The following is a 25,565-nucleotide window of genomic DNA, read 5'->3' on the forward strand; positions in this document are numbered from 1 at the left end:
GCACCGACACAGCCGACGTCCTGGCGGCGGTGTCGGGCCGCGCGCCGGCCCCCGCACCGCCCGCGCCGAACACCGCACCACCGGCCGCCCCGTCCCCCGACGAGCCCCTGACCCAACGCAGCTTCTTCGACGCGTTGGCGGGATTCCTGAGGCCCGACGACGTCCTGGTCGCCGAGACCGGCACCTCCGGTCAGAACACCTCCGGGCTGCGGTTGCCCCACGGGCTGCACTACGTGAACCAGACCAGCTGGGGGTCGATCGGCTACGCGCTACCCGCGCTGCTCGGGGCGGCACTGGCCGCTCCGCAGCGGCGGCACGTGCTGTGCGTCGGTGACGGCTCGTTCCAGGTGACCGCGCAGGAACTCTCGACGATCCTGCGCCTGGGGCTGACTCCGATCATCGTGCTGCTCGACAACGGCGGCTACACCATCGAGCGCGCGATCATGGGCGTCCGCAGCCCCTACAACGACGTCGCCGCATGGCGCTACACCGAACTGCCGCGGGCGTTCGGGGCCGACGAGGACACGGTGCTGCTGCGCTCCTGCCGGACCGGGGCCGAGCTGTCGGCCGCGTTCGACGCCGCCGGGGCCTCGCAGCGCTTCACGCTCATCCAGGTTCACCTCGACCCCTTGGACATGACCCCGGCCACTGCGGGGGTGGGCGAGATGACCCGGGTGTTCGACTACGGCGTGAGGGCACCAGCCAACCCCCTAGGGTGATGCCATGAGCGCGAAATGGACCGCATCCGACGTCCCCGACCAGTCCGGCCGCGTCGCCGTCGTCACCGGCGCGAACTCAGGCATCGGCTACGAAGCCGCCACCGTCCTCGCCGGCCGCGGCGCCCGGGTGGTGCTCGCCGTGCGCGACCTGGCCAAAGGCAACCAGGCCGCCGACCGAATCCGCCAGGCGCACGCCGGCGCTCAGGTCGAGGTCCAGGAGCTGGATCTGACCTCACTGGCCAGCGTGCGCGCCGCCGCCGAGGCGCTGCGCACAGCCCACCCGACGATCGATCTGCTGCTCGACAACGCCGGGGTGATGTATCCGCCCAAGCAGGTCACCGCCGACGGCTTCGAGCTGCAGTTCGGCACCAACCACCTCGGGCACTTCGCGCTCACCGGGCTGCTGCTCGACCATCTGCTCTCCGTCGAGGGATCCCGGGTCGTGGTGGTCGCGAGCATCGCCCACAACATCCAGGCCGACATCCACTTCGACGATCTGCAGTGGGAGCGCGGCTACAACCGGGTCGCGGCGTACGGCCAGTCCAAACTCGCGAACCTGATGTTCACCTACGAGCTGCAGCGCCGGCTCGCCGCCGCCGGCGCGAAGACGATCGCCGTGGCCGCCCACCCGGGCATCTCGAACACCGAGCTGATGCGCCACGTCCCGGGCTCGGGCCTCCCCGGCTTCTCGGCACTGGCCGGCCTGGTGACCAACAGTCCGGCCGTGGGTGCGCTGGCCACGCTGCGCGCGGCCACCGATCCACAGGTGCGCGGGGGCCAGTACTACGGGCCCTCCGGTTTCCGCGAGCTCGTCGGGCACCCGGTGCTCGTGCAGTCCACTCGCAAGTCACACGACGTCGCGATCCAACAGCGGCTGTGGGCAGTGTCCGAGGAGCTCACAGGCGTGAGCTACCCGGTCTGATGCGCAGTGTCGATGAGCACCGCAGGCTGGTCGGATCGCTGATCACCGCCCGGCCGCCCGAGGCGCTGCCGCTGGCCGACGCGCTGGGCCTGGTGCTCGCCGAGGAGGTGGTGGCACCGCTGTCGCTGCCCGGCTTCGACAACTCGGCGATGGACGGATACGCGGTGCTGGCCGCCGACGTCGCGACAGCCTCGGACGCCACCCCGGTACGTCTGCCCGTCGCCGAGGACATTCCCGCCGGCCGCACAGACATCCCGACCCTGCAGCCCGGCACCGCGCACCGCATCATGACCGGAGCGCCGCTGCCCCACGGGGCGACCGCGGTGGTCCCGGTGGAGGCCACCGACGGCGCCACCGACACGGTGACGATCCGCGCCGCGGCGCGCGAGACCCAGCACATCCGGCGCGCGGGCGAAGACGTCACCGCCGGCACCACGGTCCTGCAGGCCGGCCAGGTGCTGACGCCGGCGGCCCTCGGCCTGGCCGCAGCGCTCGGCCTGCAGACCTTGACCGTCACGCCGCGCCAGCGGGTGCTGGTCGTCTCGACGGGCACCGAGCTGGTGGCGCCGGGCACGGAGCTGGCCCCGGGGCAGATCTACGAATCCAACGGCGTGATGCTGGCCGCCGCGGTCCGCGATGCCGGCGCCGACGTGGTCGCCTCCCCCACCACCGGTGACGACGTCGACGCCTTCCGGGCGACGCTGCGCGCCCACGCCGGTCAGGCGGACCTGATCCTGACCACAGGTGGGGTCAGCGCCGGCGCATACGAGGTGGTCAAAGACGCTCTGAGCGGTCCGTCCGGCGGGGTCGAGTTCGTCAAGGTCGCGATGCAGCCCGGGATGCCGCAGGGTGCCGGCGCGATCGACGGAACTCCAGCCGTCACGCTGCCGGGCAATCCGGTCAGCGCGCTGGTCTCGTTCGAGGTGTTCGTCCGGCCCGCGCTGCGGACCGCGATGGGACTGTCGCAGCCGGAGCGGCCGCGTCGCACCGCGATGCTCACCGAAGACCTCACCTCCCCGCGCGGAAAGCGGCAGTTCCGGCGCGGAGTGCTGGACCCGGTCACCGACACGGTCACCAGCTACGGGCCGCCCGCGTCGCATCACCTGCGCTGGCTGGCCTCGGCGAACTGCCTGCTGGAGATCGACGAGGACACCTCCGAGGTGGCGTCGGGAAGTCGCGTGCAGGTGTGGGACCTGCGCTAGGGAGCGCCACCGTACTATTGGCCCCACGATGGCCAGACGCCCCGACCTCAAGACAGGCCCCGCGCGGCTGGCGGCGCTGATCCGCACGTCCGTTCCCCCGATGCATCCCGCAGGCCTGCCGTTCGTCGGCGCCAGCCTGGCCGTGGCATTGGTCGGACGCCGGAACCGCTTCGTCCGTCGCGCCGGCCTGACCTCCGCCGCCGCCAACGCCGCCTTTTTCCGGCATCCGCCCCGCACCCCACCGACGCGCCCCGGCGTCGTCGTCGCCCCCGCCGACGGGCTGATCTGTCTGGTCGGCGAAGAGGTGCCGCCGAGCGAACTCGGGCTGCCCGCCGAGCCGTTGCCGCGGATCAGCATCTTCCTGTCGCTGCTGGACGCCCACGTGCAGCGCGCGCCCGTCGGCGGCGAGGTGGTGACCGTGCTGCATCGCCCCGGCCTGTTCGTCTCGGCCGAACTGGAAGCCGCCAGCGCGGACAACGAGCGCAACAGCGTGGTGATCCGCACCCCGGAGGGCCAGCAGGTGATCGCCGTGCAGATCGCCGGTCTGCTGGCCCGCCGCATCGTGTGCAACGTCTCCCCGGGTGAGCCGATCGGCATCGGCGACACCTACGGCCTGATCCGGTACGGCTCGCGGCTGGACACCTACCTGCCCGCCGGGTCCCGGGTGCTGGTCTCGGTGGGCCAGCGCACCCTGGCAGGCGAAACCGTGCTGGCCGAACTGCCCCCGCCGGCCGAACTGCGATGAAGCCACGCAAGCCGCGGCTGAAGGCGCCGGTGGTCAGCGCCAAGATCCTGCCCAGCGCGATGACGGTCGCCGCCATCTGCCTGGGTCTGAGTGCGGTGAAGTTCGCGCTCGACGATCGGCCCACCGAGGCGATGGCGTTCCTGGCCATCGCCGCCATCCTGGACGCCCTCGACGGCCGCACCGCGCGAGCCCTGAACGCCACGTCGCGGATGGGCGAGGAGATCGACTCCCTGGCCGACGCGGTGAATTTCGGTGTGGCACCGGCCTTCATCGTCTACGGCACGCTGTTGTCGCATTCGCGGGTGGGCTGGATCGTGGTGCTGCTGTACGCGGTGTGCATCGTGCTGCGGTTGGCCCGGTTCAACGCGATGCTGGACCTCGACCAGCCGGACTACGAGAAGAAGTTCTTCGTCGGCATGCCCGCCCCGGCCGGCGCGATCGTCGCCATCGCACCGCTGGCAGCGAAAATGCAGTTCGGCGATGGGTGGTGGACATCCGAACCGGCAGTGGTGATCTGGATGATCGTGGTGTCGCTGCTCGTGGTCAGCACGCTGCCGATGCGCAAGATCCACACGTTCTCCGTACCCCCGAACGCGGTCGCACCGCTGCTGGCACTGCTCGCCATCGGCGTCGCTGCGTCGATCCTGTACGGCTACGTCGTGATTCTGCTGATCGTCATCGGCTACCTGCTGCACATCCCGTTCGCGATGCGGACCCGGCGCTTCTTGGCCGCTCACCCTGAGGTGTGGGACGACAAGCCGCGGCAGCAGCGGGCCGCAAGGCGGGCGATCCGGCGCGCACAGCCGCACCGTCGCTCGATGATGCGCCTGGGCCTGCGCCGACCACCCCGGAGCTGACATGGCCCAGCTGACGCTGACCGCGCGGTTGAACACCTCGGCGCTGGACTCCCGCCGCGGCGTGGTCCGGCTGCACCCGGAAGCGATTGCCGCGCTGGGCATTCGTGAGTGGGATGCGGTGTCGTTGACGGGATCGCGCACCACCGCCGCGGTGGTCGGCACCGCGCCCGACGGCGTCCCTGCCGGCACCGCGCTCCTCGACGACGTCACGCTGAGCAACGCCGGACTGCGGGAGGACACCCCGGTGCTCGTCGCGGCCGCCACCGTGTACGGGGCCCGGTCGGTGACGCTGACCGGGTCCAATCTGGCGAGCCGCTCGATCACCCCGGCCACTCTGCGACAGGCGCTGCTGGGCAAGGTGATGACGGTCGGTGACACCGTATCGCTGCTGCCGCGCGACCTGGGACCGGGCACATCGACCTCGGCGGCGACGGCCGCGTTGGCGGCGTCGGTCGGCATCGTGTGGACCTCGGAGTTGCTGACTGTCACCGAGGTCGATCCCGCGGGACCGGTGAGCGTGCAACCGAACTCGCTGGTCTGCTGGGGCTCCTCCAGCGGCACCGCGCAGAACGGGTCGGTGCCCACGCCGGCGACGGAGACGCGGCCGGTGTCGGCCGCGCCCACCTCGACTATCGACGACCTCAAGGGTGCCCACACGCAGGCGGGTCGGCTGGCCGAATGGCTCAAGCTCGCCCTGGATCAGCCCGAGTTACTGCACACCCTCGGCGCCAGCGCGAATCTCGGCGTTCTCGTCTCCGGGCCCGCCGGCGTCGGCAAGGCCCGGTTGGTCAGGACGGTGTGCAGCGGCCGGCGCCTGGTCGAACTCGACGGACCCGAGGTGGGCTCACTGCGTGCCGAGGATCGGCTGTCCACCGTCGCCTCGGCAGTCCGCTCGGTGCGCGACGGCGGCGGCGTACTCCTCATCACCGATGTCGACACGTTGCTGCCCGTCCCGCCGGAGCCGGTGGCGACTCTCATCCTCGCCGAATTGCGTTCAGCGGTGGCCACTTCCGGTGTGGCGTTCATCGCGACATCCGGGGCACCCGACGCCGTCGATCCTCGGCTGCGCGCCCCGGACCTGTGCGACCGCGAGCTGGGCTTGAGCCTGCCCGACGCGGGCGTGCGCGAACAGTTGCTCGAGGTCCTGCTGCGCGACGTGCCGGCAACCGACCTCGATCTGAAGGAGATCGCCGAGCGCACACCGGGTTTCGTAGTCGCCGATCTGGCCGCGCTGGTGCGGGAGGCCGCGTTGCGGGCGGCGGCGCGGGCCAGTGACAGCGATGCCGCACCCGAGTTGCGGCAGGAGGATCTCGTCGGGGCGCTGGGCGTCATCCGGCCGCTGTCCCGGTCGGCAGCCGAGGAGATCTCGGTCGGCTCGGTCACGCTCGACGACGTCGGCGACATGGTGGCCACCAAGCAGGCGCTCACCGAGGCGGTGCTGTGGCCGCTGCAGCATCCCGACACGTTCGCCCGGCTGGGGGTGGAGCCGCCGCGCGGCGTGCTGCTGTACGGGCCGCCCGGCTGCGGCAAGACGTATGTGGTTCGCGCGCTGGCGAGTTCGGGACGGCTGAGCGTGCATGCGGTCAAAGGCGCTGAGCTGATGGACAAGTGGGTCGGGTCCTCGGAGAAGGCGGTCCGCGAATTGTTCCGCCGGGCAAGGGATTCCGCACCATCGCTGGTGTTCCTCGACGAGATCGACGCGATGGCGCCGCGACGCGGTCAGAGCTTCGACTCCGGGGTGACCGATCGCGTGGTGGCCGCGCTGCTCACCGAGCTGGACGGGATCGAGCCGCTGCGCGACGTGGTGGTGCTGGGTGCGACGAACCGCCCAGATCTGATCGATCCCGCGCTGCTGCGGCCCGGCCGGCTGGAGAAGCTGGTGTTCGTCGAACCGCCCGACGCGGAGGCGCGGGCGCAGATTCTTCGCACGGCGGGCAAGTCGGTGCCGCTGGCCACAGACGGTGCAGACGCGGTCGACCTCGATGCGCTCGCCGCCGAGCTCGACGGGTATAGCGCGGCGGACTGTGTGGCGCTGCTGCGCGAGGCCGCACTGACGGCGATGCGCCGTTCGATCGACGCCGCCGACGTGACCGCTGCCGACGTGGCTGCGGCCCGCGAGGCGGTGCGCCCGTCGCTGGACGCGGCGCAGGTCGCGTCGCTGCGGGCGTTCGCCGACGCACGCTGAAGTGCGTCGATAACTCCCTCTTGCCTTTGCCATGCTAGAGGCTTACCGTCTCCTGTGAGGCAGCTCACAGGGCGAGGGGGTCCCATCATGAGTGTCGTTCGGAGAATGAGCCTGACATCGGCGGCCGCGGTGGTGGGGGCCACCGTCATGGTCATACCGGTAGCGCCGGCAGCGCCGGTGGAACGAGCCGCGCCGGTGTATTCGGCCCCCGCCGTCCAACTGGCCGCCGTCACCGACCAGATCGACGACGCCTTCATCGATCTCACCGTCTTGATCCGCCGCGGCGCCACACCCGCCTTGAACAGCCTCGGCTACCTCGGCAAACAGCTCTATATCGGCCTGAACCTGATCGAAAGTGTTTCTGCCAGTGCGGTGTTCAACGGGACAGATGTGCTGCGAGGCGAGGGGCTGCTCCGCAATGTCGGCGACTTCGCCTTCGACGTGGCTCTTTCGGGACTGTTCGTCGTCATCGATGAGCTCTCGCTGAGCGGCAACACCGAGGCGATCGCGATCGATCGGCCGCCGCTGGACAGGCCAGCCCGCTGGGAAGACGCCGATTCACCGCGGAAGGGCTTCCCGCTGACGGTGCCGGACCGCGACCCGCTCGAAGTGACCAGCGCCGACGACACAACGGTCCCGAACCGCGACTCCGTCGCCACACAGTGGCAGGCGAAGAAGACCGAGCGCGCCGAGAAGAGGGCGGACATGCGCGCCGAAAACGCCGCGAAGCGCGAGCAACGCCGGGAGGCGCGCGAGGCACGCAAGGCGCAGAGGGCCGAGAGAGCCGCGACGGCGAGCAGCACCGATAGCGTTTGATCTACCCCGGCTCGCCGTACTCGTCGAACCAGTAGGCGAGCTTTCCGCGGCGGCTGACCGCACGCAGTCGGCGCTCCGCCTCGTCCCGCGTCGCCGTCGTCGTCACGATCATCACCTCGTCGCCGATCTGCAGCCGGGTCAACGGTTCCGGCACGAACGCGCGGCCGTCGCGGATGATCAACGTGATCACGCTCGGATCGGGGAGCCGCAACTCGAGAACCGTGACGTTGTGCAACCGCGATCCCGGCGCGACCGTCATCGTCATCAGCTCGGCGCCCAGCACGTCGAGCGGTGCGGCGTCGACCTGGATCTCGCGGGTGGTGTCGCGCGGAATCAGGTCGAGCCACTCGGCGACCCGCCGCAGGCTCGGCCCCTGCACCAGGGTGAACACCACGACGAGGATGAACACGATGTTGAGCAGCCGTCCGCTGTCGGGCACCCCTGCCACGATCGGATACGTCGCGAGCACGATGGGCACGGCACCGCGCAACCCGGCGTAGGACAGGAACGCCTGCTCGCGCCAGGCCACCCGGAAACCGATCAGCGACACGATGACCGACACCGGCCGGGCCAGCACCAGCAGCACCAGGCCGATCACGATCGCGGGCACCAGCTCGTCGAGCAACTCGGCGGGCGAGACCAGCAGACCGAGGATCACGAACAGCCCGATCTGCGCCAACCAGCCCGACCCCTCGGCGAAGGAGCGGGTGGCCGAGCGGTGTGGCAGACCGGAATTGGCGAGCACCACGCTGGCGAGATAGGCGGCCAGGAATCCGCTCGCGTGCGCCGAGCCGGCGGCCGCGAACGCCAGCATGCCCAGCCCGAACGTCGCCAACGGGTAGAGACCGGCAGCGGGCAGCGCGGTGCGGCGCAACGCCATCGCGCCGAAGAACCCGCACCCGAGCCCGATCAGCGCGCCGATCGCCAGCTCGTAGACGAGCGTCCCGGCCACCGTGACGGGCTCGAGCACCAGCGGGGTGACGCTGAACAGCAGCACCAGGATCACCGCGGGCGCGTCGTTGAATCCGGACTCGGCTTCCAGCAGGCCGCCGAGACGGCGCGGCAGCGGGACGACCCGCAGCACCGAGAACACGGCCGCGGCGTCGGTGCTCGACACGATCGCTCCGAGCAGCAGCGCCAGCTGCCAGGACATGCCGAGCAGGAGATGCGCGGCCAGGGCGGTGATTAGCGTGCTGACGAGAACGCCGACCGTCGCGAGCACGCTGGCGGGCGCCAGCACCTTGCGGATGTCGGCGAATCGCGTGGTCAGACCGCCCTCGACGAGGATCACGCCCAACGCCGCGGTGCCCAGATCCTGGGCCAGCTGGGCGTTGTCGAAGGCCAGACCGAGGCCGTCCTCGCCGACCAGCACGCCGACGCCGAGGAACAACAGCAGGCTCGGTAAGCCGGCTCCGGTGGCCAGTCTGGTGGCGGCGATGCTCGCCAGCAGCACCAGGCCCCCGATGAACAGCGCCACATACAGCTCGTGCAGTGTCACTGTTCCCTCGCTGCAGCACTTGTGTCGCAGTCAGTAAATCAGCACAGTCGTGTCCATGCGGATCGCGATCGCCGGGGCCGGGGCGGTGGGCCGCTCGGTGGCCCAGGAACTGGTCGACTACGGCCACAAGGTGTTGCTCATCGAAAAGGAGTTCCACCGGTACGAACCGGCCACGGTGCCGGGTGCGGAGTGGTTCCTGGCCGACGCCTGCGAGGTGTCCTCCCTCGAGGAGGCCGAGATGCACATCTGCGACGTCGCGATCGCCGCGACCGGTGATGACAAGGCGAACCTCGCGATGGCCCTGCTCGCGAAGAGCGAATTCGGCATTCCGCGGGTGGTGGCCCGCATCAACGACGCCCGCAACGAGTGGTTGTTCACCGACGGGTGGGGCATCGACGTGGCGGTGTCGACGCCGGTGGCGATGGTCGCCGCCGTCGAGGGCGCGATCGACGTCGGCCACATCGTGCGGTTGATGGCGCTGGGCCGCGGTCCCCGGGAACTGCGGGGGGAGGGCAGCGCGAACGTCGCGTCGTTCACGCTGCCGGCGGGCAGCCCGCTGGTCGGGCGGCGGGTCGGCGATCTGGCCATGCCGCGGGACAGTGCTCTGGTGACGGTGCTGCGGGGGAACCGGCTGATCGTTCCGGAGGCCGCGGACGTGTTGCGCGACGGCGACGAGATCCTGTTCGTGTGCGGGCCGGACGGCGAGGATCGCATCGAGGTTATGGTCACCGGACGCTGAGGGGGCCGCAGAGCGCGGACACGAGCGCGTGACGTGCGCCCCGTAGACTGGGGCCCCGCCGATCACGACGAAACGGAGCCATGCTCGCCATCCTCACTGCGCACGCAGTGGCCACCCTGTTGGCGCCCGTTCTCGTCCACCGTTTCGGTCGTCGCGCGTTCTATCCGCTCGCGCTTGTCCCGCTCGGCTCTCTGGTCTGGGTCGCCGGACATTGGCCGGGCCGCGGCCCGGCGCAGGGGCTGACCGTCTCATGGGTGCCCGGCCTGTCGATGGACATCACGCTGCGCTTCGACGCGCTCGCCGCGATCATGAGCGTGCTCGTGCTGGGCATCGGCGCGCTGGTGCTGTTCTACTGCGCCGACTACTTCCACCACCACGACGGGCATACCGAGAAGCGGCTGCCGAGCTTCGCCGCGGAGCTGGTCGCGTTCTCCGGCGCCATGTTCGGCCTGGTGACCAGCGACAACATGTTGGTCCTCTACGTGTTCTGGGAGACGACGACCGTCCTGTCGTTCCTGCTGGTCGGCCACTACGCCGAACGCGCCATGAGTCGCCGCGCGGCCACGCAGGCGCTGTTGGTGACGACGTTCGGCGGGTTGGCGATGCTGGTCGGGATCGTGATCCTGGGCAACCGCGCCGGCACGTTCCTGCTCTCCGAACTGGTCGCGAATCCGCCCACCGGGGTGGCCGCCTCGGTGGCGATCGTGCTGGTCCTCATCGGCACCCTGTCGAAGTCGGCGATCGTGCCGCTGCACTTCTGGCTGCCCGGCGCGATGGCGGCACCCACCCCGGTCAGCGCGTATCTGCACGCCGCCGCGATGGTCAAGGCCGGTGTCTACCTGATCGCACGGCTGACGCCGGGGTTCTCCGACTCCCCCGAGTGGCGTCCGACGGTGGTGGGGCTGGGCCTGCTGACCATGCTGCTGGCCGGCTGGCGAGCGCTGCGCGAGTACGACCTGAAATTGATCCTCGCGTTCGGCACGGTCAGCCAGCTCGGCTTCATCACGTTGATGGTCGGCGCCGGCGGCAGCGAGATGATGCTCGCCGGGCTGGCGATGCTGTGTGCGCACGCGCTGTTCAAGGCGACGCTGTTCATGGTCGTCGGGATCATCGACCACGCCACCGGCACCCGCGACATCCGCCGGCTCGCGTGGCTCGGCGACCGCAGTAAACCGCTACTCGTCATCGGGTGCGCCGCGGCGGCCAGCATGGCGGCGCTGCCGCCGTTCCTCGGGTTCGTCGCCAAGGAGGCCGACTTCGAGACCGTGCTGCACAGCCCGACGCTGGGTGCTGCCGCGCCGTTCGTGCTGGCCGGGATCGTGTGCGGTTCGGTGCTGACGACCGCCTACAGCCTGCGTTTCGTGTTCGGCGCGTTCGGGCGCAAGGGTCTGCCGCAGCCGAGCACGCGGGTGCAGGAGATGCACCGCCCGGAGACGCCGTTCTTGCTCCCGCCGGCGATCTTGGCCACGGCCGGGCTGGCGTTCGGGGTCTGGCCGACCGGGCTCGACCACGTGCTCAGCGACTACGCCGATCAGGTGCCCGACCCCGGCGGCTACGAGGCCGACTACCACCTGGCGCTGTGGCACGGGGTGAACCTTCCGCTGCTGCTGTCGGTGTTGGTGCTCGTGACCGGTACCGCGATGTACGCGGGTCGCAGCCGGATGCGGCGCGCCCGGCTCGGTTTCCTGCCGCTGGCCAACGCCGACCGCATCTACGACGCCGCGTTGCGCGGCGCCGACGTGTTGTCGGTGCGGCTGACCGCGGTCACCCAGCGCGGCTCCATACCGGCCACCCAGTCGGTCATCCTGACCACGCTGGTCGTCCTCCCTCTGGCGGTGCTCGCGCTCGGCGCCCGCGATCGCCCCGACTTCGCGCTGTGGGAATCAGCCCCGCAGGCGGTCGTGGGCGCGGTGATGCTGGCGGCCGCAGTTGCCGCGTGCGTGATGCGCAACAGGTTGGCCGCTGTCCTGCTGGTCGGGGTGACCGGCTACGGCTGCGGCGTCATCTTCGCGTTCCACGGTGCGCCCGATCTGGCGTTGACCCAGTTCCTGGTCGAGACCGTGACGCTGGTGGTGTTCGTGCTCGTGTTACGCGTGCTGCCCGCCGAGACCGGCGGCGCGGACATCCGTCGCTTCCGTGTTCCCCGGGCCGCGTTGGCCGTCGCGGTCGGCGCCGCGGTGACCGTGCTGGCCGCGTTCGCGATGGCCGCCCGGTCGGGTCGGCCGATCGCCGAGCTGCTGCCCGACGCGGCGTATCTGCGCGGCCACGGCGCGAACACCGTCAACGTGCTGCTCGTCGACATCCGCGCCTGGGACACCCTCGGGGAGATCTCGGTGCTGCTGGTGGCGGCCACCGGGGTGGCGTCGATGGTCTTCCGCAACCGCCGCTTCGGGGCGGCGCCGCGGGTGGCGGATGCCGGGCAGCCCGACATCGGCAGACTCGCGGTGTACTCGCACAACAGCCCGGCCGCCGGCGAGGTGACGTGGCTGCGGGGCAGCGAACTGCGCGACCCACGCAACCGTTCACTGGTCCTGGAGGTCGCGACACGGCTGATCTTCCCGGTGATGATGGTGCTGTCGGCGTACTTCTTCTTCGCGGGCCACAACACTCCGGGTGGCGGCTTCGCGGGCGGTTTGATGGCCGGGCTCGCGCTGGTTCTGCGGTATCTGGCCGGCGGCCGCTACGAACTCGGCGAAGCGCTGCCGCTGGACGCCGGCAAGATCTTGGGCGCAGGTCTGGCGCTGTCGGCGGGCACCGCCGCCGCGTCGCTGCTCCTGGGCGCTCCGGTGTTGTCGTCGGCGCTCATCCAGGTCGACGTCCCGGTGCTGGGCACGGTCAAGTTCGTCACCGCTCTGTTCTTCGACATGGGGGTGTACCTGATCGTGGTCGGCCTGGTGCTCGACGTTCTGCGCAGCCTGGGCGCGCAGATCGACGACGAGATCGGCGAGATGGCCCGACGCACGGACAGGGCGAGGCAGTCATGACGACGTACGTGATCTCGCTGGTGATGATCGGTGGCCTGACCACCGCCGGGGTGTACCTGCTGCTGGAACGGCATCTGACCCGGATGCTGCTGGGGCTGCTGCTGATCGGTAATGCGATCAACCTGCTGCTGCTGTCGGTGGGCGGCTCCGCGGGCAATCCGCCGGTCCGTGGCCGCACCAGCGGAGACAACACCACGACCGCTGATCCGCTGGCGCAGGGCCTGATCCTGACCGCGATCGTGATCACGATGGGCGTGGCGGCGTTCGTGCTGGCGCTGACCTACCGCTCCTACCGGTTGAACACCCGCGAAGAGGTCAGCAACGATCCCGAGGACATTCGCGTGTCGCAGCAGTCTGGCACCGAGGTGGGCGAGGAGCTCGAGGGCCGGCTGGAACCGGATCGCACCCGCGACACCGATCTGCCCGACGAACTGGACGCGCTGCCCGGTTACGAGGGGTCCCGATGATCCCGGCTCATCTCGCGGCGGTGTTCACCCCGCTGCCGGTGTTGATCCCGATGCTGGCCGCGGCCGTCACGCTGCTCGCGGGCCGGAAGCCTCGGCTGCAACGCGTCATCGCGGTGATCGCGCTCAGTGCCGTACTCGCGGTGTCGGCGGTGCTCGTCTACCTCGCCGACCGCGACGGCACGATCGCACTGCAGGTCGGCGGGTGGGGGCCCACCGAGCCGGGGATGGGGCCCCTCGGCATCACGCTCGTCGTCGACCGGCTCTCCGCGCTGATGCTCGTCGTCTCGTCGATCGTGCTGCTCGCGGTCGTGTTCTACGCGATCGGGCAGGGCGTGCGCGACGGCGACGGCCGCCAGCCGGTGTCGATCTTCCTGCCCACCTATCTGGTGCTGTCGGCGGGCGTGTTCATGGCGTTCCTGGCCGGTGACCTGTTCAACCTCTTCGTCGGTTTCGAGGTTCTGCTCAACGCGAGCTTCGTGCTCTTGACGATCGGCGCCAGCCGGGAGCGCGTCCGCGCAGGCATCTCGTACGTGATGGTGTCGATGGTGTCGTCGCTGGTGTTCCTGTTCGGCATCGCGCTGGTGTACGCGACCACGGGCACGTTGAACATGGCGGAGCTGTCGGTGCGGCTCGACGGCGTCTCCGAAGGCACGCGCACCGCACTGTTCGCGGTGCTGCTCGTCGCGTTCGGCATCAAGGCCGCGGTGTTCCCGCTGTCGACGTGGCTGCCCGACTCCTACCCCACCGCGCCGGCTCCCGTCACCGCCGTCTTCGCCGGCCTGCTGACCAAAGTCGGTGTGTACGCGATCATCCGGGCGCATTCACTGCTCTTCCCCGGCGGCGCCCTGGACAACGTGCTGCTGGTCGCCGGCCTGGCCACGATGCTGATGGGCATCCTCGGCGCGATCGCCCAGAGCGACATCAAGCGTCTGCTGTCCTTCACCCTGGTCAGCCACATCGGCTACATGGTGTTCGGTATCGCGCTGTCCAACCAGCTCGGGATGTCGGGCGCGATCTACTACGTCGCCCACCACATCCTGGTGCAGACCACGCTGTTCCTCGTCGTCGGTCTGATCGAACGTCAGGCAGGTGCCTCGACACTGGAGCGCCTCGGCGGGCTGGCCGCGGCGAGCCCGGTGCTGGCGTTCGTGTTCGTCGTCCCGGCCCTCAACCTCGGTGGCATCCCGCCCTTCTCGGGGTTCATCGGCAAGGTGGCGTTGCTGGAGGCAGGCTCGGAGTCGGGCTCGGTCCTGGCGTGGATGCTGGTGGCGGGCAGCGTGATCACCAGCCTGCTCACCCTCTACGTCATCGCCCGGGTCTGGACCAAGGCGTTCTGGCGGTCCCGCAAGGACGCCCCGGAAGGCCATCTGTCCGGTGGTGCGCCGACCGCGCTACTGGACAGCCCCGAGGATGCCGACATCGAGTTCGTCGACCGTGACGACGTCGGCAAGATGCCGATCGGCATGCTGATACCGACGGGTGCGCTGATCGCGGTCGGGTTGGCCCTGACCGTCGCGGCCGGGCCGATCTTCGCCTACAGCGAGCGGGCGGCCGCCGAGGTGCTGGACCGCGGGCAGTACATCAGCGCGGTGCTGGGGGGTGTCAATCCATGAGGACGATCGCGCTGCGCATCTGGATGGTGTGCTGGCTGATCCTGGTGTGGGTTCTGCTGTGGGGCACGGTGTCTGCGGCCAACATCCTGTCCGGCCTGCTGGTCGCGCTGGTGATCACGCTGCTGCTGCCGTTGCCGCCGGTGCCCGTCGAGGGCCGGCTGCACCCGATCCCGCTGGTGCGGCTGGTCTTCACGATCATCTTCCGACTGCTGAGTTCTTCCGTGCAGGTGGCGGCTTTGGCGCTCAAACCCGGACCGCCGCCGCTGACCGCGGTGCTGCGGGCGCACCTCGCGCTCAAGTCGGATCTCGTTCTGGTGCTGGCGGTCAACATCATCAACCTGACGCCGGGCACCATCGTGCTCGAGATCGATCAGCCGCGCCGGATGATCTACGTGCACGTGCTCGACGTCGGCAATGAGCGCACGGTGCAACGCTTCTACCGGCAGGTGGACAGTCTGCAGAAGCTCTTGGTCGCCTCCTTCGAACGAGAGTCGGACTGGCGGCCCGTGGCAGAGAAGGAGGTCTCGTCATGACGGTCGTCTGGATCGCCGCGGGAGCCATGCTGTCGGCCGCCGCGCTGGCGACGATGCTCCGCATGCTGATGGGCCCGACCACGCTGGACCGGTTGGTGGCGCTGGACACCCTGGTGGCGGTCGCGATGTGTGCGATCGGCACGTGGGCGGCGTTCAGTCTGGACACCACGGTCACCTACAGCCTGACCGCGCTGGCGCTCATCACGTTCGTCGGCTCGGTCAGCGTCGCCCGGTTCCGCGTGCCCGACGTCGCCGACCCGGCGGAGAAGGGGCCGGCCCGGTGAACGGATTCGATATCGCCGCCGCCGTACTGATTCTCAGCGGATCCGCGCTCGCGCTGACCGCAGCGATAGGTGTGGTTCGCTTCCCCGACACACTGTCCCGGATGCATGCGGCCACCAAGCCTCAGGTGCTGGGGCTGCTGCTGGTGCTGATCGGCGCGGCGCTGCGGCTGCGCGGTCAGGTCGACGTCGGCATGCTGATCCTGACCGGGTTGTTCACCGCGATCACCGCCCCGGTGATCGCCAACAGGGTGGGCCAACTCGCCTACCGGGAGCAGAACATCCGCGACGATCTGATGACAACCGACGAGATGCATGAATTCGCCGACGATCGGGAACCCGGCGACCATGATGCGCCCCAGCGATGACCTGCAGGGTCGCACAGCTCTGAGTGTCGCCGCGGTCCGCGCCGCCGAGACCGAGGCGGACCATCCGTTGTTCACCGATCCGTATGCGCATCTGCTGCTGGCCGGCGCCGGGCAGGTCGACCTGCCTGCGGCGGGGCCGGGTTACTCCGCGGCGCGCACCAAGTGGTTCGACGACTACGTCCTGGCCGCCGGCGCCGCGGGCATTTCGCAGGTGGTGGTGCTCGGCGCCGGCCTGGACACCCGGGCGTGGCGCCTGCCGTGGCTCAGCGACGCCGTGATCTTCGACGTCGACGAGCCGACGGTGTTGGCGCACAAGACCAAGACCATGGACGCCTCCGATGCGCAGCTGGGCGCCAAGTACATGCCGGTGCCCGCCGCGGTGACCGATGACTGGCCGAAGGCGTTGCGGGAGGCCGGTTTCGACCACAACGAGCCGACGGTCTGGCTGCTGGAGAGCCTGCTGCCCGACCTGGGAGACGACGCCCGGGACACGCTGCTGGAGCAGGTCGCGCTCTACAGCGCGCGAGGCAGCCACCTCGGCGTGGAGGTCGTGGGGCCCGAAGTGGCGCAGTGGTTGTGTTGCCACCGGTGGGATGTGCGGTCGACCGGCGCCGGCGAGGCCATGCGGCGCTACCACCGGGCCGGCGACGACCCACCCGCCTACGACTTCCTGCACGGCATCCTGCTGTAGCGCAGGCTCACTCCGAGAGCTGGAACTCCACCATCGCGGTCACGGTGTCGACCGCTTCGGAGAGCGCGGTCACCCGGTCGGCCACCGTCGGCGCGGCGAGCACCGAGTACCGGTCGGCCTGTCCCATCGGCAGCCGAGCGGTCAAGGCGTACAGCCACAGTGCGGCGTCGCCGGAGTCGTCCGCACCGACCACGATGTCGCGTGCGTTGACCTCGGCGCCGCGCGCGGCGGCGATCCGCTCGAACAGCGCGACCATCCGGTCCTCGATGTCCCGGATCGCGTCCGCGGTCACCGCGGCACCCGGCTCGTCGGGCCACAGCTCGATCACGGCCCGCGGATACGGTGCGTCGGGTAACCATTCGAGAACCCGGAACCGTTCCCGCATCGCGCATTTCATCACGTACTGACCCGCACCGAGGTCCCGGTGTTCGGTGATGTGCGCGACGGTGCCGACGTCACTGCGGCTGTCGCCGCCGCCGACCTCCCGCCCGGCGGCGATCAGCACGACCCCGAACGCGGGGTCCTGCGCGGCCAGGCACGCCTGCACCAGCGCCAAGTACCGCGGCTCGAAGATCTTCAGCGGCAACGTTTCTCCGGGCAGCATGGCCACCTCGAGCGGAAACATCGGAATCGTCGGCACGTCAGATCACCAACTCGGCGATCAACCCGTCGACGACGGCGCGCAGGTCGCCGTCGGCCTCCTCGGCGATCCGGCGTTGACGTTGGTAGGACGCGCCGTCGCGGTAGATGTCGGCGACCGAGGCGAGTTCGTCGACGCAGCCCAGGGATCGGGCCACGGGCGTCAGCCGCTCGAGCTGCTCGTCGAGATCCTCGGTGACCAACCGCTCGTTGCTGTCGGCATCGAGGATGATGATGGCGTCGAGCCCGTAGCGCGCGGCACGCCACTTGTTCTCCTGCACGTGCCACGGCGGCATCACCGGCAGCGTCTCCCCGGCGTCGAGGCGGCGGTCGAGATCGACGATGAGACAGTGCGTGAGCGCGACCAGCGCCGAGAGCTCCTTGAGGTTGGACACCCCGTCGAAGATGCGCACCTCCACGGTTCCGAGATGCGGGGAAGGCCTGATGTCCCAACGGATCTCGTTCATGTGGTCGATGATGCCGGTCTTCTTCTGATCGGCGACGAATCCTTCGAACTCGCGCCACTCCTGGAAGTGGAACGGCAGACCCGCGGTCGGCAGCTGCTGGAACATCATCGCGCGGTTGCTGGCATAACCGGTGTCCTCACCGTCCCAGAACGGTGACGACGCCGACAACGCGAGCAGGTGCGGGTAGTAGTCGAGCAGTGAGGTGATGATCGGCATCACCTTGTGGGCCGAGGAGATTCCGACGTGGACGTGCACGCCCCAGATCAGCATCTGCCGTCCCCACCACTGGGTGCGTTTGATCAGCTCGGCGTAACGGGGCGCGTCGGTCAGCTTCTGCGCGGACCACTTCGCGAACGGGTGGGTGCCTGCGCAGAACAGCTCCATGCCGCGGTCGCGCACGACGTCGCGCACCGGGCGCAGCGTGGCGCGCAGATCGTCCATCGCCTCGGGCACGGTGTCACAGATCCCGGTGACGACCTCGATGGTGTTGCGCAGCAATTCCTTGTGCACGTGCGGGTTCTCGCCGACTTCGGCGATCACCGAGGCAGCTTCGTTGCTCAGGTCGCGCGTCTGCGCGTCGACGAGGGCGAACTCCCACTCGACACCGAGGGTGGGCCGGGCGGACCCGGCGAAATCGATGCGGCTGCCGGGCCGTCGATCAGCCCCGAGTGATGACACCGCACGCCACCCGAGCTCCGGCATCGCCGGTCGCCAGGGTGGTCTGATCCGGCGGCGGTGCGCCGTTGACCTGGCTGTAGCGCTCCGGCGGGATGTTGGCGAAGTTGTCGGCCTTCTCGTGGATGATGATCGAGGTGCCGGCGCCGTCGAGCAGCTGGTCGGCGGTGAAGGCGTCGGTGGTGGTGATCAGCTTGGCCGAGCCGTCTTCACGCACCTGCAGCGAGGCGAGGTCGCCGCTGGCGGGATGCCCGCTGTGGCCCGGCACCTGGAGGTGTCCGCCCGCGGAGTTGAAGTTCGCGGGGGCCCCACCGGTCGGCGCGACCGAGTTCGCTTCGCACTTACCCACCGAATGGATGTGCAGGCCGTGGAAGCCGGGGGTGAGCTGGCTGGTCGCCGAGGTCTGCACGGTGACGGTGGCGTATCCGCCGGAGAACGCGATGTCGGCGGTGGCGACCGTGGTGCCGTCGGCGGTCTTGAGGTCGGCCTTCAGGGTCTCCCCGCCGGCGGCCTGGGCCTGCCCCTCACCGGAACCGCCCTCGCCGGAGCCGCCCTCACCGGCGGACGACGACGGCGACGGCGAACCGGTCCACACCGGGGGTGTGGTGCCCGGTGCATCGGTGGGCACGTCTCCCGGGGGCGAACAGGCGGCCAACGCAAGTGCGGGCGCTGCGAACAAGGTGGCGGCGGCGACGGTCCTCAGCATGTGCAAGAGCCTAGCCGGTGACCGCGACGATCACGCCTGGTGGCTGCTCTGTCAGCTCCGGCAACCGCGGCGCCACCGGCGCTTCGAGCAATCGGCCGACCTCTTCGGCGGCCTGCTGCTCACCGGCGGCGTCGCTGAAGAACACTGTGGTGACCGTCGTGTCGGGCAGGGTGAGGTTGCCCGTCTCCGTCACGTTCCAGCCGGCCTCGCGCAGCCGATCGGCGGTGCCCTGCGCCGCCCCTTCGGTGTTGGAGATGTTGAAGACCCGCACGTCGGCCTTCGCCGGCGGCGCAGTGGTCGACGGCGTGGTGGGTGTGCTCGTGATCGACGTCGCGATCGAGTCGCTACCGGAGTCGTCGTCGCTGCCGCCCATCGACTGGAAGGCCACGAGCAGGAACACCACGCCGAGGAACAGCAGGACCATCACCATGGCCCGCAGGGGCAGTCCTGAGGATTCTCGCTGGTTCATCGGCGCCTACTGTATCGGCTCGCCGACGGCCTCAGGTCACGTCGAAGCCGAGGCGCCGCGCCGCGCGCGCCTTCTGCCGGCTCGCACGCAGCCTGCGCAGTCGCTTGACCAGCATCGGATCGGCCGCCAACGCTTCCGGCCGGTCCACCAGCGCGTTGAGCACCTGGTAGTAGCGGGTCGCCGACATCGAGAAGAGCTCCTTGATGGCGTCTTCCTTGGATCCGGCGTACTTCCACCACTGGCGCTCGAACGCCAAAATGTCGTGTTCTCGACGGGTCAGACCGTCGGCGGGTTCAGCGCCGTCTGCGGAGTCCCCTGACTTGTCAGTCCGCACGATCGCGCCGTCCATATAGCCTCTTGGACCCTTCCAACGGTCGAAATGACATCAGTGTGGTTTGCAGGTCGTATTCAATCACGGCTCGGTCACGGACATCGTCATCAATGACCGCGAGTCGGGGCCCGCGCGTGCCACCTTAAGCTTTCGGGCATGGCTGTCCGACCGATCTGCATCGTGGGGGACCCGGTTCTCCACACCGCCACCGAGCCGATCCCCGTCGGCGACGACGGGTCTCTGCCCGCCGATCTCGCCGATCTCATCACCGATCTCTACGACACCATGGACGCCGCCAACGGAGTCGGCTTGGCCGCCAACCAGATCGGCGTCGCCAAGCGGGTGTTCGTCTACGACTGCGCCGACGCGCGCGGTAAGACGGTGCGTCGGCGCGGAGTGGTCGTCAACCCGGTGCTGGAGACCTCCGAGGTCCCCGAGACGATGCCCGACCCCGAGGACGACGACGAGGGCTGCCTGTCGGTGCCCGGCGAGTCCTTCCCGACCGGGCGTGCGTCCTGGGCGCGGGTGACGGGTCTGGACGCCGACGGCACGCCGATCACGCTGGAGGGCGAGGACTTGTTCGCCCGCATGTTGCAGCACGAGACCGGGCATCTGGACGGCTTCCTGTATCTCGACCGTCTGGTGGGCCGCAATGCCCGCAGCGCGAAGCGGGCGGTGAAGTCGCATGGCTGGGGCGTGCCCGGTTTGACCTGGTTGCCCGGCAAGGACCCCGATCCGTTCGGTCACTGAGCCGTGCCGCAGCTGCCGCCTCTCGGCGCGCGGGTGAGCCTGCGCTATCGGCTTCCGGCGGATGAGGCGCGACCGTTCACCGATGTGATCGGTCACGTCGAACAGGTCGAGCCGGCGGTGTCCGTCCGCACCCGCCACGGCGAGGTCGTCACGATCCCCGGTGACGACGTCGTCGCGTTCCGGGTGGTCCCGGAGCAGCCGGTACGCGTGGGTGCGATCCGCAACCTCGAGCACGCGGCCGCGCTGGCCTGGCCCGGCACCGAGCAGCAGTGGCTGGACGGCTGGTTCCTGCGTTTCGGCGGGGGTGCCACCCGGCGCGCCAATTCCGCTGTGCCGCTGCACTTCACCTCGCATGCCGAGATCGTGGCGATGGCCGGCCACTACGCCGCCCGTGGACTTCCCGCCGTGATATCGGCACCCGATCGGCTGTTCCGCATCCCCGACGGGGTGCCCACCGACGCCGAGAACCTGGTCATGACGGCGGAGGTCGAACCGGGCCCGGCCGGTGAGGTCATGGTGTCCGCAGTTCCCGACGAGCGTTGGCTCACGCTCTACGAGCGCGACGTACCGCCGCCCGTGCTGACCGCGGTGGTGGACGGCGAGGTCGGGTTCGGTGCGCTGGCGGACGCGGCCGTGGGCCGGGTGGCGATCACCGAGGCGCCGGACGGGACCCGCTGGGCCGGCGTGTCCGCGGTGCACGTCGTCGAATCGGCCCGCCGCCAGGGTCTGGCCCGTCGGTTGTGCGCGGGACTGCTCGGGTGGGCCGGCGAGCGCGGCGCGACGCGGGCCTATGTGCAGGTGGTCAGCGACAACGAGGGCGCACGCCGCCTGTACGAACAGATGGGCTTCACCCTGCACCATCGTTCCCGCTATGTACGCGCCGAGGACTTACTGTGAACGGTATGCGGTTGGCGACGTGGAACGTCAATTCGATTCGCGCGCGGGTCGATCGGGTCACCGACTGGCTCGAACGTGCCGATGTCGACGTGCTCGCGATGCAAGAGACGAAGTGCTCCGACGAGCAGTTCCCGACGATGCCGTTCGCCGCGCTCGGGTACGAGGTGGTGCACTGCGGGTTCAGTCAGTGGAACGGGGTGGCCATCGCCTCGCGTGTCGGCATCGACGACGTCGCGGTGGGCTTCGACGGTCAGCCGACGTGGGGTGACGGGCCGGCCGCTGCCGCCGAAGCGCGTGCGCTCGGTGCGACGTGCGGCGGGGTGCGGGTCTGGAGCCTCTACGTCCCCAACGGCCGCATGGTCGACGACCCGCACTACCACTACAAGCTGGAATGGCTTGCGGCACTTCGCCGTTCCGCGTCGGCCTGGCTGGCCGACGATCCATCGGCACAGATCTCCCTGGTCGGCGACTGGAACATCGCACCGACCGACGACGACGTGTGGAGTGTCGAGGCCTATGTGGGCAGCACCCATGTCACCCCACCGGAACGGGCCGCGTTCGACGCCGTCGTCGACGCCGGATACTCCGACGTGGTGCGGCCGTTCACACCAGGGCCGGACGTCTTCACCTACTGGGACTACACGCAGCTGCGCTTCCCCAAGAACCGCGGCATGCGTATCGATTTCATCCTCGGCTCACCGGCGCTGGCCACTCGCGTCGAGCATGCCGAGATCGCACGCGACGAACGCAAGACCGGCAAGGATCGCGTCAAATCGCCCAGTGATCACGCCCCGGTCGTGGTGACGTTGGCGTCATGACGCCCACCGAGTCGCCCTGGCGCCGAATGTCATTGGGCCGGCTCAAATGGGTGGCTGCACTGATCGTGATCGGCGCGACGGCGGCCTTCGGCGGTCTGGCCACCGCCGACCGGGTGACGCCCCTGACGCTGGGGCAGGCCTACGACGACGGGCCCCTCCGGATCACCGTACGGGCGGCGGCGCTGCCCGCCGAGGTTGCCGGCTTGCGCGCACTCACCGAGCAGTGCCGCTTCCTCACCGTCGACGCGACAGTCGAGAGCGTCGCGGATCGGTCTGTCTCCCTGCCGAACTCGTTACCCGTCATCGGCACCGACGCGGACTGCGCGGGGCCACGTCCGTCGGCGATCACCGGCGTCATCGGCATCACCGGCATCCCGGCCTATTTCAAGACGGCGGTGCGGCTGCGCGACGGGCAGCCGATGCCGACGGTGGAACCCGGGTTCACCACCGACTACCGCTTCGTCTGGGCGGTGCCTGCCGCTGAGCTGGCCGCTGCGCCGCAGATCAACGTCCGTCTGCCGAAGATGTCGACCTTCATCTCGACGTTCCGGATCGCCGAGGACTTCAGCGGGAACGCCTCGGAGTACGGCGATCTCGCCCTGACCCCGCAGGTGTACCGGTGACCCGCCGGCTCCTACCCGTGGCGCGGGTGTTGGCCGCGGCGGCGATGTTGGCGGCAGCCACCTGGCTGTGGCTGCAGCTGCCCACCAAGATGCAGTCCTGGGCGCCGATCGAGGTCACCGGCGCGGTGGGCGAGCACGTCGAGGGCCGCAATCTGGCTGTGACGGTGCACGACGTGCAGCTGGCACGTGTGGTGACCTTCACCAACGACGGTGTGCCGGTGCGTATGTCGACCGACGGCGCGTGGCTCGTCGTCGCCTTGAGTTACGAACCGCTGCTCTCGGCGGAATCGCCGGTGTTCGAGCTGACCGCGGACGGGCGGCGGTTCACGTCGCCGTTGAGCGGGTTCGCGCGCAACCCGCCGGGGCTGACGCAGCGCAACGTCGTCGCGTTCGAGGTGCCCGCGGTGCCGACATCGGCGGAGTTGCTGGTGTACAACAAGACCGCCGACCGGTACGGGAATCCGATGCCCGCGCCGCTGGATTCGGCGATCGCGGTGCCGCTGCAGGTGCCCGGTGAGGCGCTGCCGCAGCTGGACCTCGACAAGGCGGCGTCATGAGGCGCTGGCTGCGGTCGAACTGGTGGGCGTTCATCGTGATCGCGGTGCTGGTGGCGGGGATCGGCGGCACCGTGACGTACAGGCAGTGGGCGCGTCAGCTCGGATACACCCGACCGGTGCAGACGGTGGCGGCCGGGCAGTGGGCCGACGTGTTCGGGCTGCGGTGGCGGCTGACGCCGGTGCAGCTCCCCTCCCCCGGTGAGCCACCGGCCGGCGGCCGCCTCGCGAGCTATGTCCTGGATCGCGAACGTGACGGTCGGCCGGCGGGATTGCCAGAAGGATTCCAGTTCTGCACGGCGTCGATGGTCGAGGGGCCGCGGCGCTGGACGACGACGGCGACCGACATGTCGGTGTTCCGGTTCGCCTACCAGCAGCACTACACGACGGTCTGCAGTCAGGACGGCCCGCTGCTGGTGGCCATGTACGTGCCCGACGGCGTCGCGATCGGCGCGGTGGAGGTGCTGTTGCAGCCGGGCGAGAGGCCGACGCCGGGGACAGACGACGACACGGACGACGACGAGGCGAACGCGCCCGTGTTCACCAGTTACGACGAATCACCGCTGGTGGTCAGATTCCAGACCTGACGCGGCCTGCTGGGCGCGGACCTGGTCGACGCAGAACCAGTACGTCGCGGCCACCAGGCAGATGCGAATCGGGTCGATGACGGCGTCGATGACCAGCCGGATCGTGTCGTCGAAGGCCTGCCACCACGCCCATTCGTGCGGGCCGAGGGCGACCGCGACGGCGCGGAAGAGGTAGCCGTCGGTGACGGTCGGATCGAAGTAGGCGTTGCCCGGGGCGAGCACGACCAGTCCGGTGTAGACCAGCACGAAGAACGCGATGGGCAGTGCTCCGCCATGCAGGATCAGCCGGCCGGCGTCGACGATCGGGCCGAACATGCCGAGCTGGCCGCGCAGGAATTCGACCACCCGCTCCTGCACCGTCGCGGGCACCCGGTGCCAGCGCGGCTGCAGGGTCTTTCGGCCGCGGTCGATCGCGCGGGCCGCGGCGACGTCGCCCCGGTGGCCGAGAAAGGCCCGCCGGCCGCCCTGCCAGGTCGGTGTCAGTGGGGTGCCGTAGACCGCGGCGGCGATGGCCAGCCACGCCAGCGAGAGCGCGACGACCTGGGCCAGCGGCCCCAGCGCGGCGGTCAGGGACTCGTAGAATCGGCCGAGCGCGCCCAGGTGCGACAGCACCTCTTCACGAATACCGCTGTACCACACGACGATTCGCCGTTGCGCGATCCAGTCGGCGGTACCGAACAGCGCCGCGAACGAGGCCTGGATGGTCAAGAACAACCACAGCACCTGAAAGTAGACAGCCAGCAGCATCATCGCCGAGGGCAGCCGGTCGCGGAAGCGGGTGATGAGCTGGCGCAACAGGAAGGCGATGACGATCACGGTGATCAGCGGTGCGCCGGCGGTGTGGTTGACCACTGCCGCCACGCGGTCCTGCGTGCCCTCGTAGACGGTCGTGATGTTGACGGTCGTGAAGTAGACGTAGAAGTCCGCGACCACCAGCTTCCACAGTGTGTAGATGACGAGGAAGGGTAGGACGGCGGTCAGCGTCAGGTCGATGACGCCCCGTGGCGCCGCTGTCCCGCCGCCCTCGAGGTGCTGGAGAGCGGCTGTCTCCGAGCGGATGACCAGGAACATCCCCAGGTAGGTCAGCAGTCGCACGATCGGGACGACGGCCATGATGAGTGAGCCCCATAGCTCGCCGTGGTCGATGCCGACGGAGATCGCGAACTGCAGCACCCAGTACCGGACGAACCAGCCGGTGACGTACAGGGCGACGAGCCGGGGCCACGTGCGCCACCACAACCCGGCGGTCCGCCGCGCGATGGTGAGCATGGGCGCACTCTAATCGGCGCGCCCTGATGTCGGCCTGTTGCCTCACGTCAAGATGCGCGCGTAGGGGTGGTCGTTGCCTCACGTGAGCGTGCGCGCTTGGTGATGGCCGGTTGGCCGTCGTTAGTGGGTTTGCTGGTAGCGAGGGTGAAAAGTTGGACGG

28 protein-coding genes are annotated in these 25,565 nt (G+C 69.7%); 21 read left to right on the forward strand and 7 right to left on the reverse strand.

Annotated elements, in window-relative coordinates; genetic code table 11:
* The 7 genes from DMB80_RS25120 to DMB80_RS25150 form a co-directional block, all read left to right on the forward strand.
* Positions 1–719: thiamine pyrophosphate-dependent enzyme (locus DMB80_RS25120; RefSeq protein ID WP_240431382.1), on the forward strand; the 719-nt coding region annotated here is incomplete at its 5' end.
* A gap of 4 nt (positions 720–723) precedes the next feature.
* Positions 724–1,641 (forward strand): SDR family NAD(P)-dependent oxidoreductase, encoded by a 918-nt coding sequence (locus tag DMB80_RS25125; RefSeq protein ID WP_111512335.1) that lies wholly within the window; start codon positions 724–726, stop codon positions 1,639–1,641.
* Entirely contained in the window at positions 1,641–2,843 is a 1,203-nt protein-coding gene (gene moeA / locus DMB80_RS25130; RefSeq protein WP_111512336.1) for a molybdopterin molybdotransferase MoeA, read from the forward strand. The genes DMB80_RS25125 and moeA overlap by 1 nt, the downstream gene beginning before the upstream one ends.
* A 28-nt stretch (positions 2,844–2,871) precedes the next feature.
* Positions 2,872–3,588 carry a phosphatidylserine decarboxylase gene (locus DMB80_RS25135; RefSeq protein WP_111512337.1) on the forward strand — a complete coding sequence of 239 codons (717 nt, stop codon included), beginning with the start codon at positions 2,872–2,874 and terminating at the stop codon, positions 3,586–3,588.
* A complete protein-coding gene (gene pssA / locus DMB80_RS25140) occupies positions 3,585–4,445 on the forward strand; it encodes a CDP-diacylglycerol--serine O-phosphatidyltransferase (RefSeq protein ID WP_111512338.1) in 861 nt (286 codons plus the stop codon). Before DMB80_RS25135 ends, pssA begins: the two co-directional genes overlap by 4 nt.
* A gap of 1 nt (position 4,446) precedes the next feature.
* Positions 4,447–6,630, forward strand: a complete 2,184-nt coding sequence (locus DMB80_RS25145) for an AAA family ATPase (protein ID WP_111512339.1) — start codon at positions 4,447–4,449, stop codon at positions 6,628–6,630.
* A gap of 105 nt (positions 6,631–6,735) precedes the next feature.
* Positions 6,736–7,446 (forward strand): hypothetical protein, encoded by a 711-nt coding sequence (locus tag DMB80_RS25150; RefSeq protein ID WP_111512340.1) that lies wholly within the window; start codon positions 6,736–6,738, stop codon positions 7,444–7,446.
* A 1-nt stretch (position 7,447) separates the two neighbouring features.
* On the opposite strand, the gene DMB80_RS25155 is transcribed toward DMB80_RS25150, so the two are convergent.
* A complete protein-coding gene (locus DMB80_RS25155) occupies positions 7,448–8,944 on the reverse strand; it encodes a potassium/proton antiporter (protein ID WP_111512341.1) in 1,497 nt (498 codons plus the stop codon).
* A gap of 55 nt (positions 8,945–8,999) precedes the next feature.
* Here DMB80_RS25155 and DMB80_RS25160 point away from each other — a divergent pair, with 55 nt between their 5' ends.
* The 8 genes from DMB80_RS25160 (at position 9,000) to DMB80_RS25195 (ending at position 16,620) form a co-directional block, all read left to right on the forward strand.
* Entirely contained in the window at positions 9,000–9,683 is a 684-nt protein-coding gene (locus DMB80_RS25160) for a potassium channel family protein (RefSeq protein ID WP_046364797.1), read from the forward strand.
* An 80-nt stretch (positions 9,684–9,763) separates the two neighbouring features.
* Entirely contained in the window at positions 9,764–12,667 is a 2,904-nt protein-coding gene (locus DMB80_RS25165; RefSeq protein ID WP_111512342.1) for a Na+/H+ antiporter subunit A, read from the forward strand.
* Complete coding sequence (locus tag DMB80_RS25170; RefSeq protein WP_111512343.1) at positions 12,664–13,134, forward strand: Na(+)/H(+) antiporter subunit C; 471 nt, start codon at positions 12,664–12,666, stop codon at positions 13,132–13,134. Before DMB80_RS25165 ends, DMB80_RS25170 begins: the two co-directional genes overlap by 4 nt.
* Complete coding sequence (locus tag DMB80_RS25175) at positions 13,131–14,747, forward strand: Na+/H+ antiporter subunit D (protein ID WP_111512344.1); 1,617 nt, start codon at positions 13,131–13,133, stop codon at positions 14,745–14,747. Before DMB80_RS25170 ends, DMB80_RS25175 begins: the two co-directional genes overlap by 4 nt.
* Positions 14,744–15,280, forward strand: coding sequence for a Na+/H+ antiporter subunit E (locus DMB80_RS25180; RefSeq protein ID WP_111512345.1), 537 nt, complete (start codon positions 14,744–14,746; stop codon positions 15,278–15,280). The genes DMB80_RS25175 and DMB80_RS25180 overlap by 4 nt, the downstream gene beginning before the upstream one ends.
* Complete coding sequence (locus DMB80_RS25185) at positions 15,277–15,564, forward strand: monovalent cation/H+ antiporter complex subunit F (RefSeq protein WP_046364792.1); 288 nt, start codon at positions 15,277–15,279, stop codon at positions 15,562–15,564. The genes DMB80_RS25180 and DMB80_RS25185 overlap by 4 nt, the downstream gene beginning before the upstream one ends.
* Positions 15,561–15,929: a monovalent cation/H(+) antiporter subunit G gene (gene mnhG, locus DMB80_RS25190; RefSeq protein WP_111512346.1), complete on the forward strand. Its 369-nt coding sequence runs from the start codon at positions 15,561–15,563 to the stop codon at positions 15,927–15,929. Before DMB80_RS25185 ends, mnhG begins: the two co-directional genes overlap by 4 nt.
* Complete coding sequence (locus DMB80_RS25195; protein WP_111512347.1) at positions 15,910–16,620, forward strand: SAM-dependent methyltransferase; 711 nt, start codon at positions 15,910–15,912, stop codon at positions 16,618–16,620. The genes mnhG and DMB80_RS25195 overlap by 20 nt, the downstream gene beginning before the upstream one ends.
* A 7-nt stretch (positions 16,621–16,627) precedes the next feature.
* Here DMB80_RS25195 and DMB80_RS25200 read toward each other — a convergent pair whose 3' ends face one another.
* From DMB80_RS25200 to DMB80_RS25220, 5 genes are read right to left on the reverse strand one after another with little or no spacing between them, the layout of a single operon-like run.
* A complete protein-coding gene (locus DMB80_RS25200) occupies positions 16,628–17,260 on the reverse strand; it encodes an LON peptidase substrate-binding domain-containing protein (protein ID WP_111512348.1) in 633 nt (210 codons plus the stop codon).
* A gap of 1 nt (position 17,261) precedes the next feature.
* Positions 17,262–18,428, reverse strand: a complete 1,167-nt coding sequence (locus tag DMB80_RS25205) for a glutamate--cysteine ligase (RefSeq protein ID WP_111512349.1) — start codon at positions 18,426–18,428, stop codon at positions 17,262–17,264.
* A complete protein-coding gene (sodC, locus tag DMB80_RS25210; RefSeq protein WP_111512350.1) occupies positions 18,385–19,107 on the reverse strand; it encodes a superoxide dismutase[Cu-Zn] in 723 nt (240 codons plus the stop codon). Before sodC ends, DMB80_RS25205 begins: the two co-directional genes overlap by 44 nt.
* Positions 19,108–19,117: 10 nt before the next feature.
* Complete coding sequence (locus DMB80_RS25215) at positions 19,118–19,576, reverse strand: LytR C-terminal domain-containing protein (RefSeq protein WP_046364787.1); 459 nt, start codon at positions 19,574–19,576, stop codon at positions 19,118–19,120.
* Positions 19,577–19,607: 31 nt separating this feature from the next.
* The gene (locus DMB80_RS25220) at positions 19,608–19,925 is read right to left on the reverse strand and encodes a DUF3263 domain-containing protein (protein ID WP_046364786.1); all 318 of its coding nucleotides are present in this window, start codon (positions 19,923–19,925) and stop codon (positions 19,608–19,610) included.
* A gap of 138 nt (positions 19,926–20,063) precedes the next feature.
* Here DMB80_RS25220 and DMB80_RS25225 point away from each other — a divergent pair, with 138 nt between their 5' ends.
* Genes DMB80_RS25225 through DMB80_RS25250 form a run of 6 tightly spaced genes read left to right on the forward strand, consistent with a single transcriptional unit; the run spans position 20,064 to position 24,136 of the window.
* Complete coding sequence (locus DMB80_RS25225; protein WP_046364785.1) at positions 20,064–20,657, forward strand: peptide deformylase; 594 nt, start codon at positions 20,064–20,066, stop codon at positions 20,655–20,657.
* A gap of 3 nt (positions 20,658–20,660) precedes the next feature.
* Positions 20,661–21,554, forward strand: a complete 894-nt coding sequence (locus DMB80_RS25230; RefSeq protein ID WP_111512351.1) for an N-acetylglutamate synthase, CG3035 family — start codon at positions 20,661–20,663, stop codon at positions 21,552–21,554.
* A 5-nt stretch (positions 21,555–21,559) separates the two neighbouring features.
* Positions 21,560–22,372 (forward strand): exodeoxyribonuclease III, encoded by an 813-nt coding sequence (locus DMB80_RS25235; protein ID WP_111512356.1) that lies wholly within the window; start codon positions 21,560–21,562, stop codon positions 22,370–22,372.
* Positions 22,369–22,995: a hypothetical protein gene (locus DMB80_RS25240; protein WP_162938705.1), complete on the forward strand. Its 627-nt coding sequence runs from the start codon at positions 22,369–22,371 to the stop codon at positions 22,993–22,995. Before DMB80_RS25235 ends, DMB80_RS25240 begins: the two co-directional genes overlap by 4 nt.
* Positions 22,992–23,552, forward strand: coding sequence for a hypothetical protein (locus DMB80_RS25245; protein WP_111512353.1), 561 nt, complete (start codon positions 22,992–22,994; stop codon positions 23,550–23,552). The genes DMB80_RS25240 and DMB80_RS25245 overlap by 4 nt, the downstream gene beginning before the upstream one ends.
* Positions 23,549–24,136, forward strand: coding sequence for a hypothetical protein (locus DMB80_RS25250; RefSeq protein ID WP_111512354.1), 588 nt, complete (start codon positions 23,549–23,551; stop codon positions 24,134–24,136). Before DMB80_RS25245 ends, DMB80_RS25250 begins: the two co-directional genes overlap by 4 nt.
* On the opposite strand, the gene DMB80_RS25255 is transcribed toward DMB80_RS25250, so the two are convergent.
* Positions 24,107–25,405, reverse strand: a complete 1,299-nt coding sequence (locus DMB80_RS25255) for a hypothetical protein (protein ID WP_111512355.1) — start codon at positions 25,403–25,405, stop codon at positions 24,107–24,109. The genes DMB80_RS25250 and DMB80_RS25255 overlap by 30 nt on opposite strands.
* Between the last annotated feature and the right edge of the window lie 160 nt (positions 25,406–25,565).

It is taken from the genome of Mycobacterium kyogaense, assembly GCF_003254575.1.
GTDB classification, from domain to species: Bacteria; Actinomycetota; Actinomycetes; order Mycobacteriales; family Mycobacteriaceae; genus Mycobacterium; species Mycobacterium kyogaense.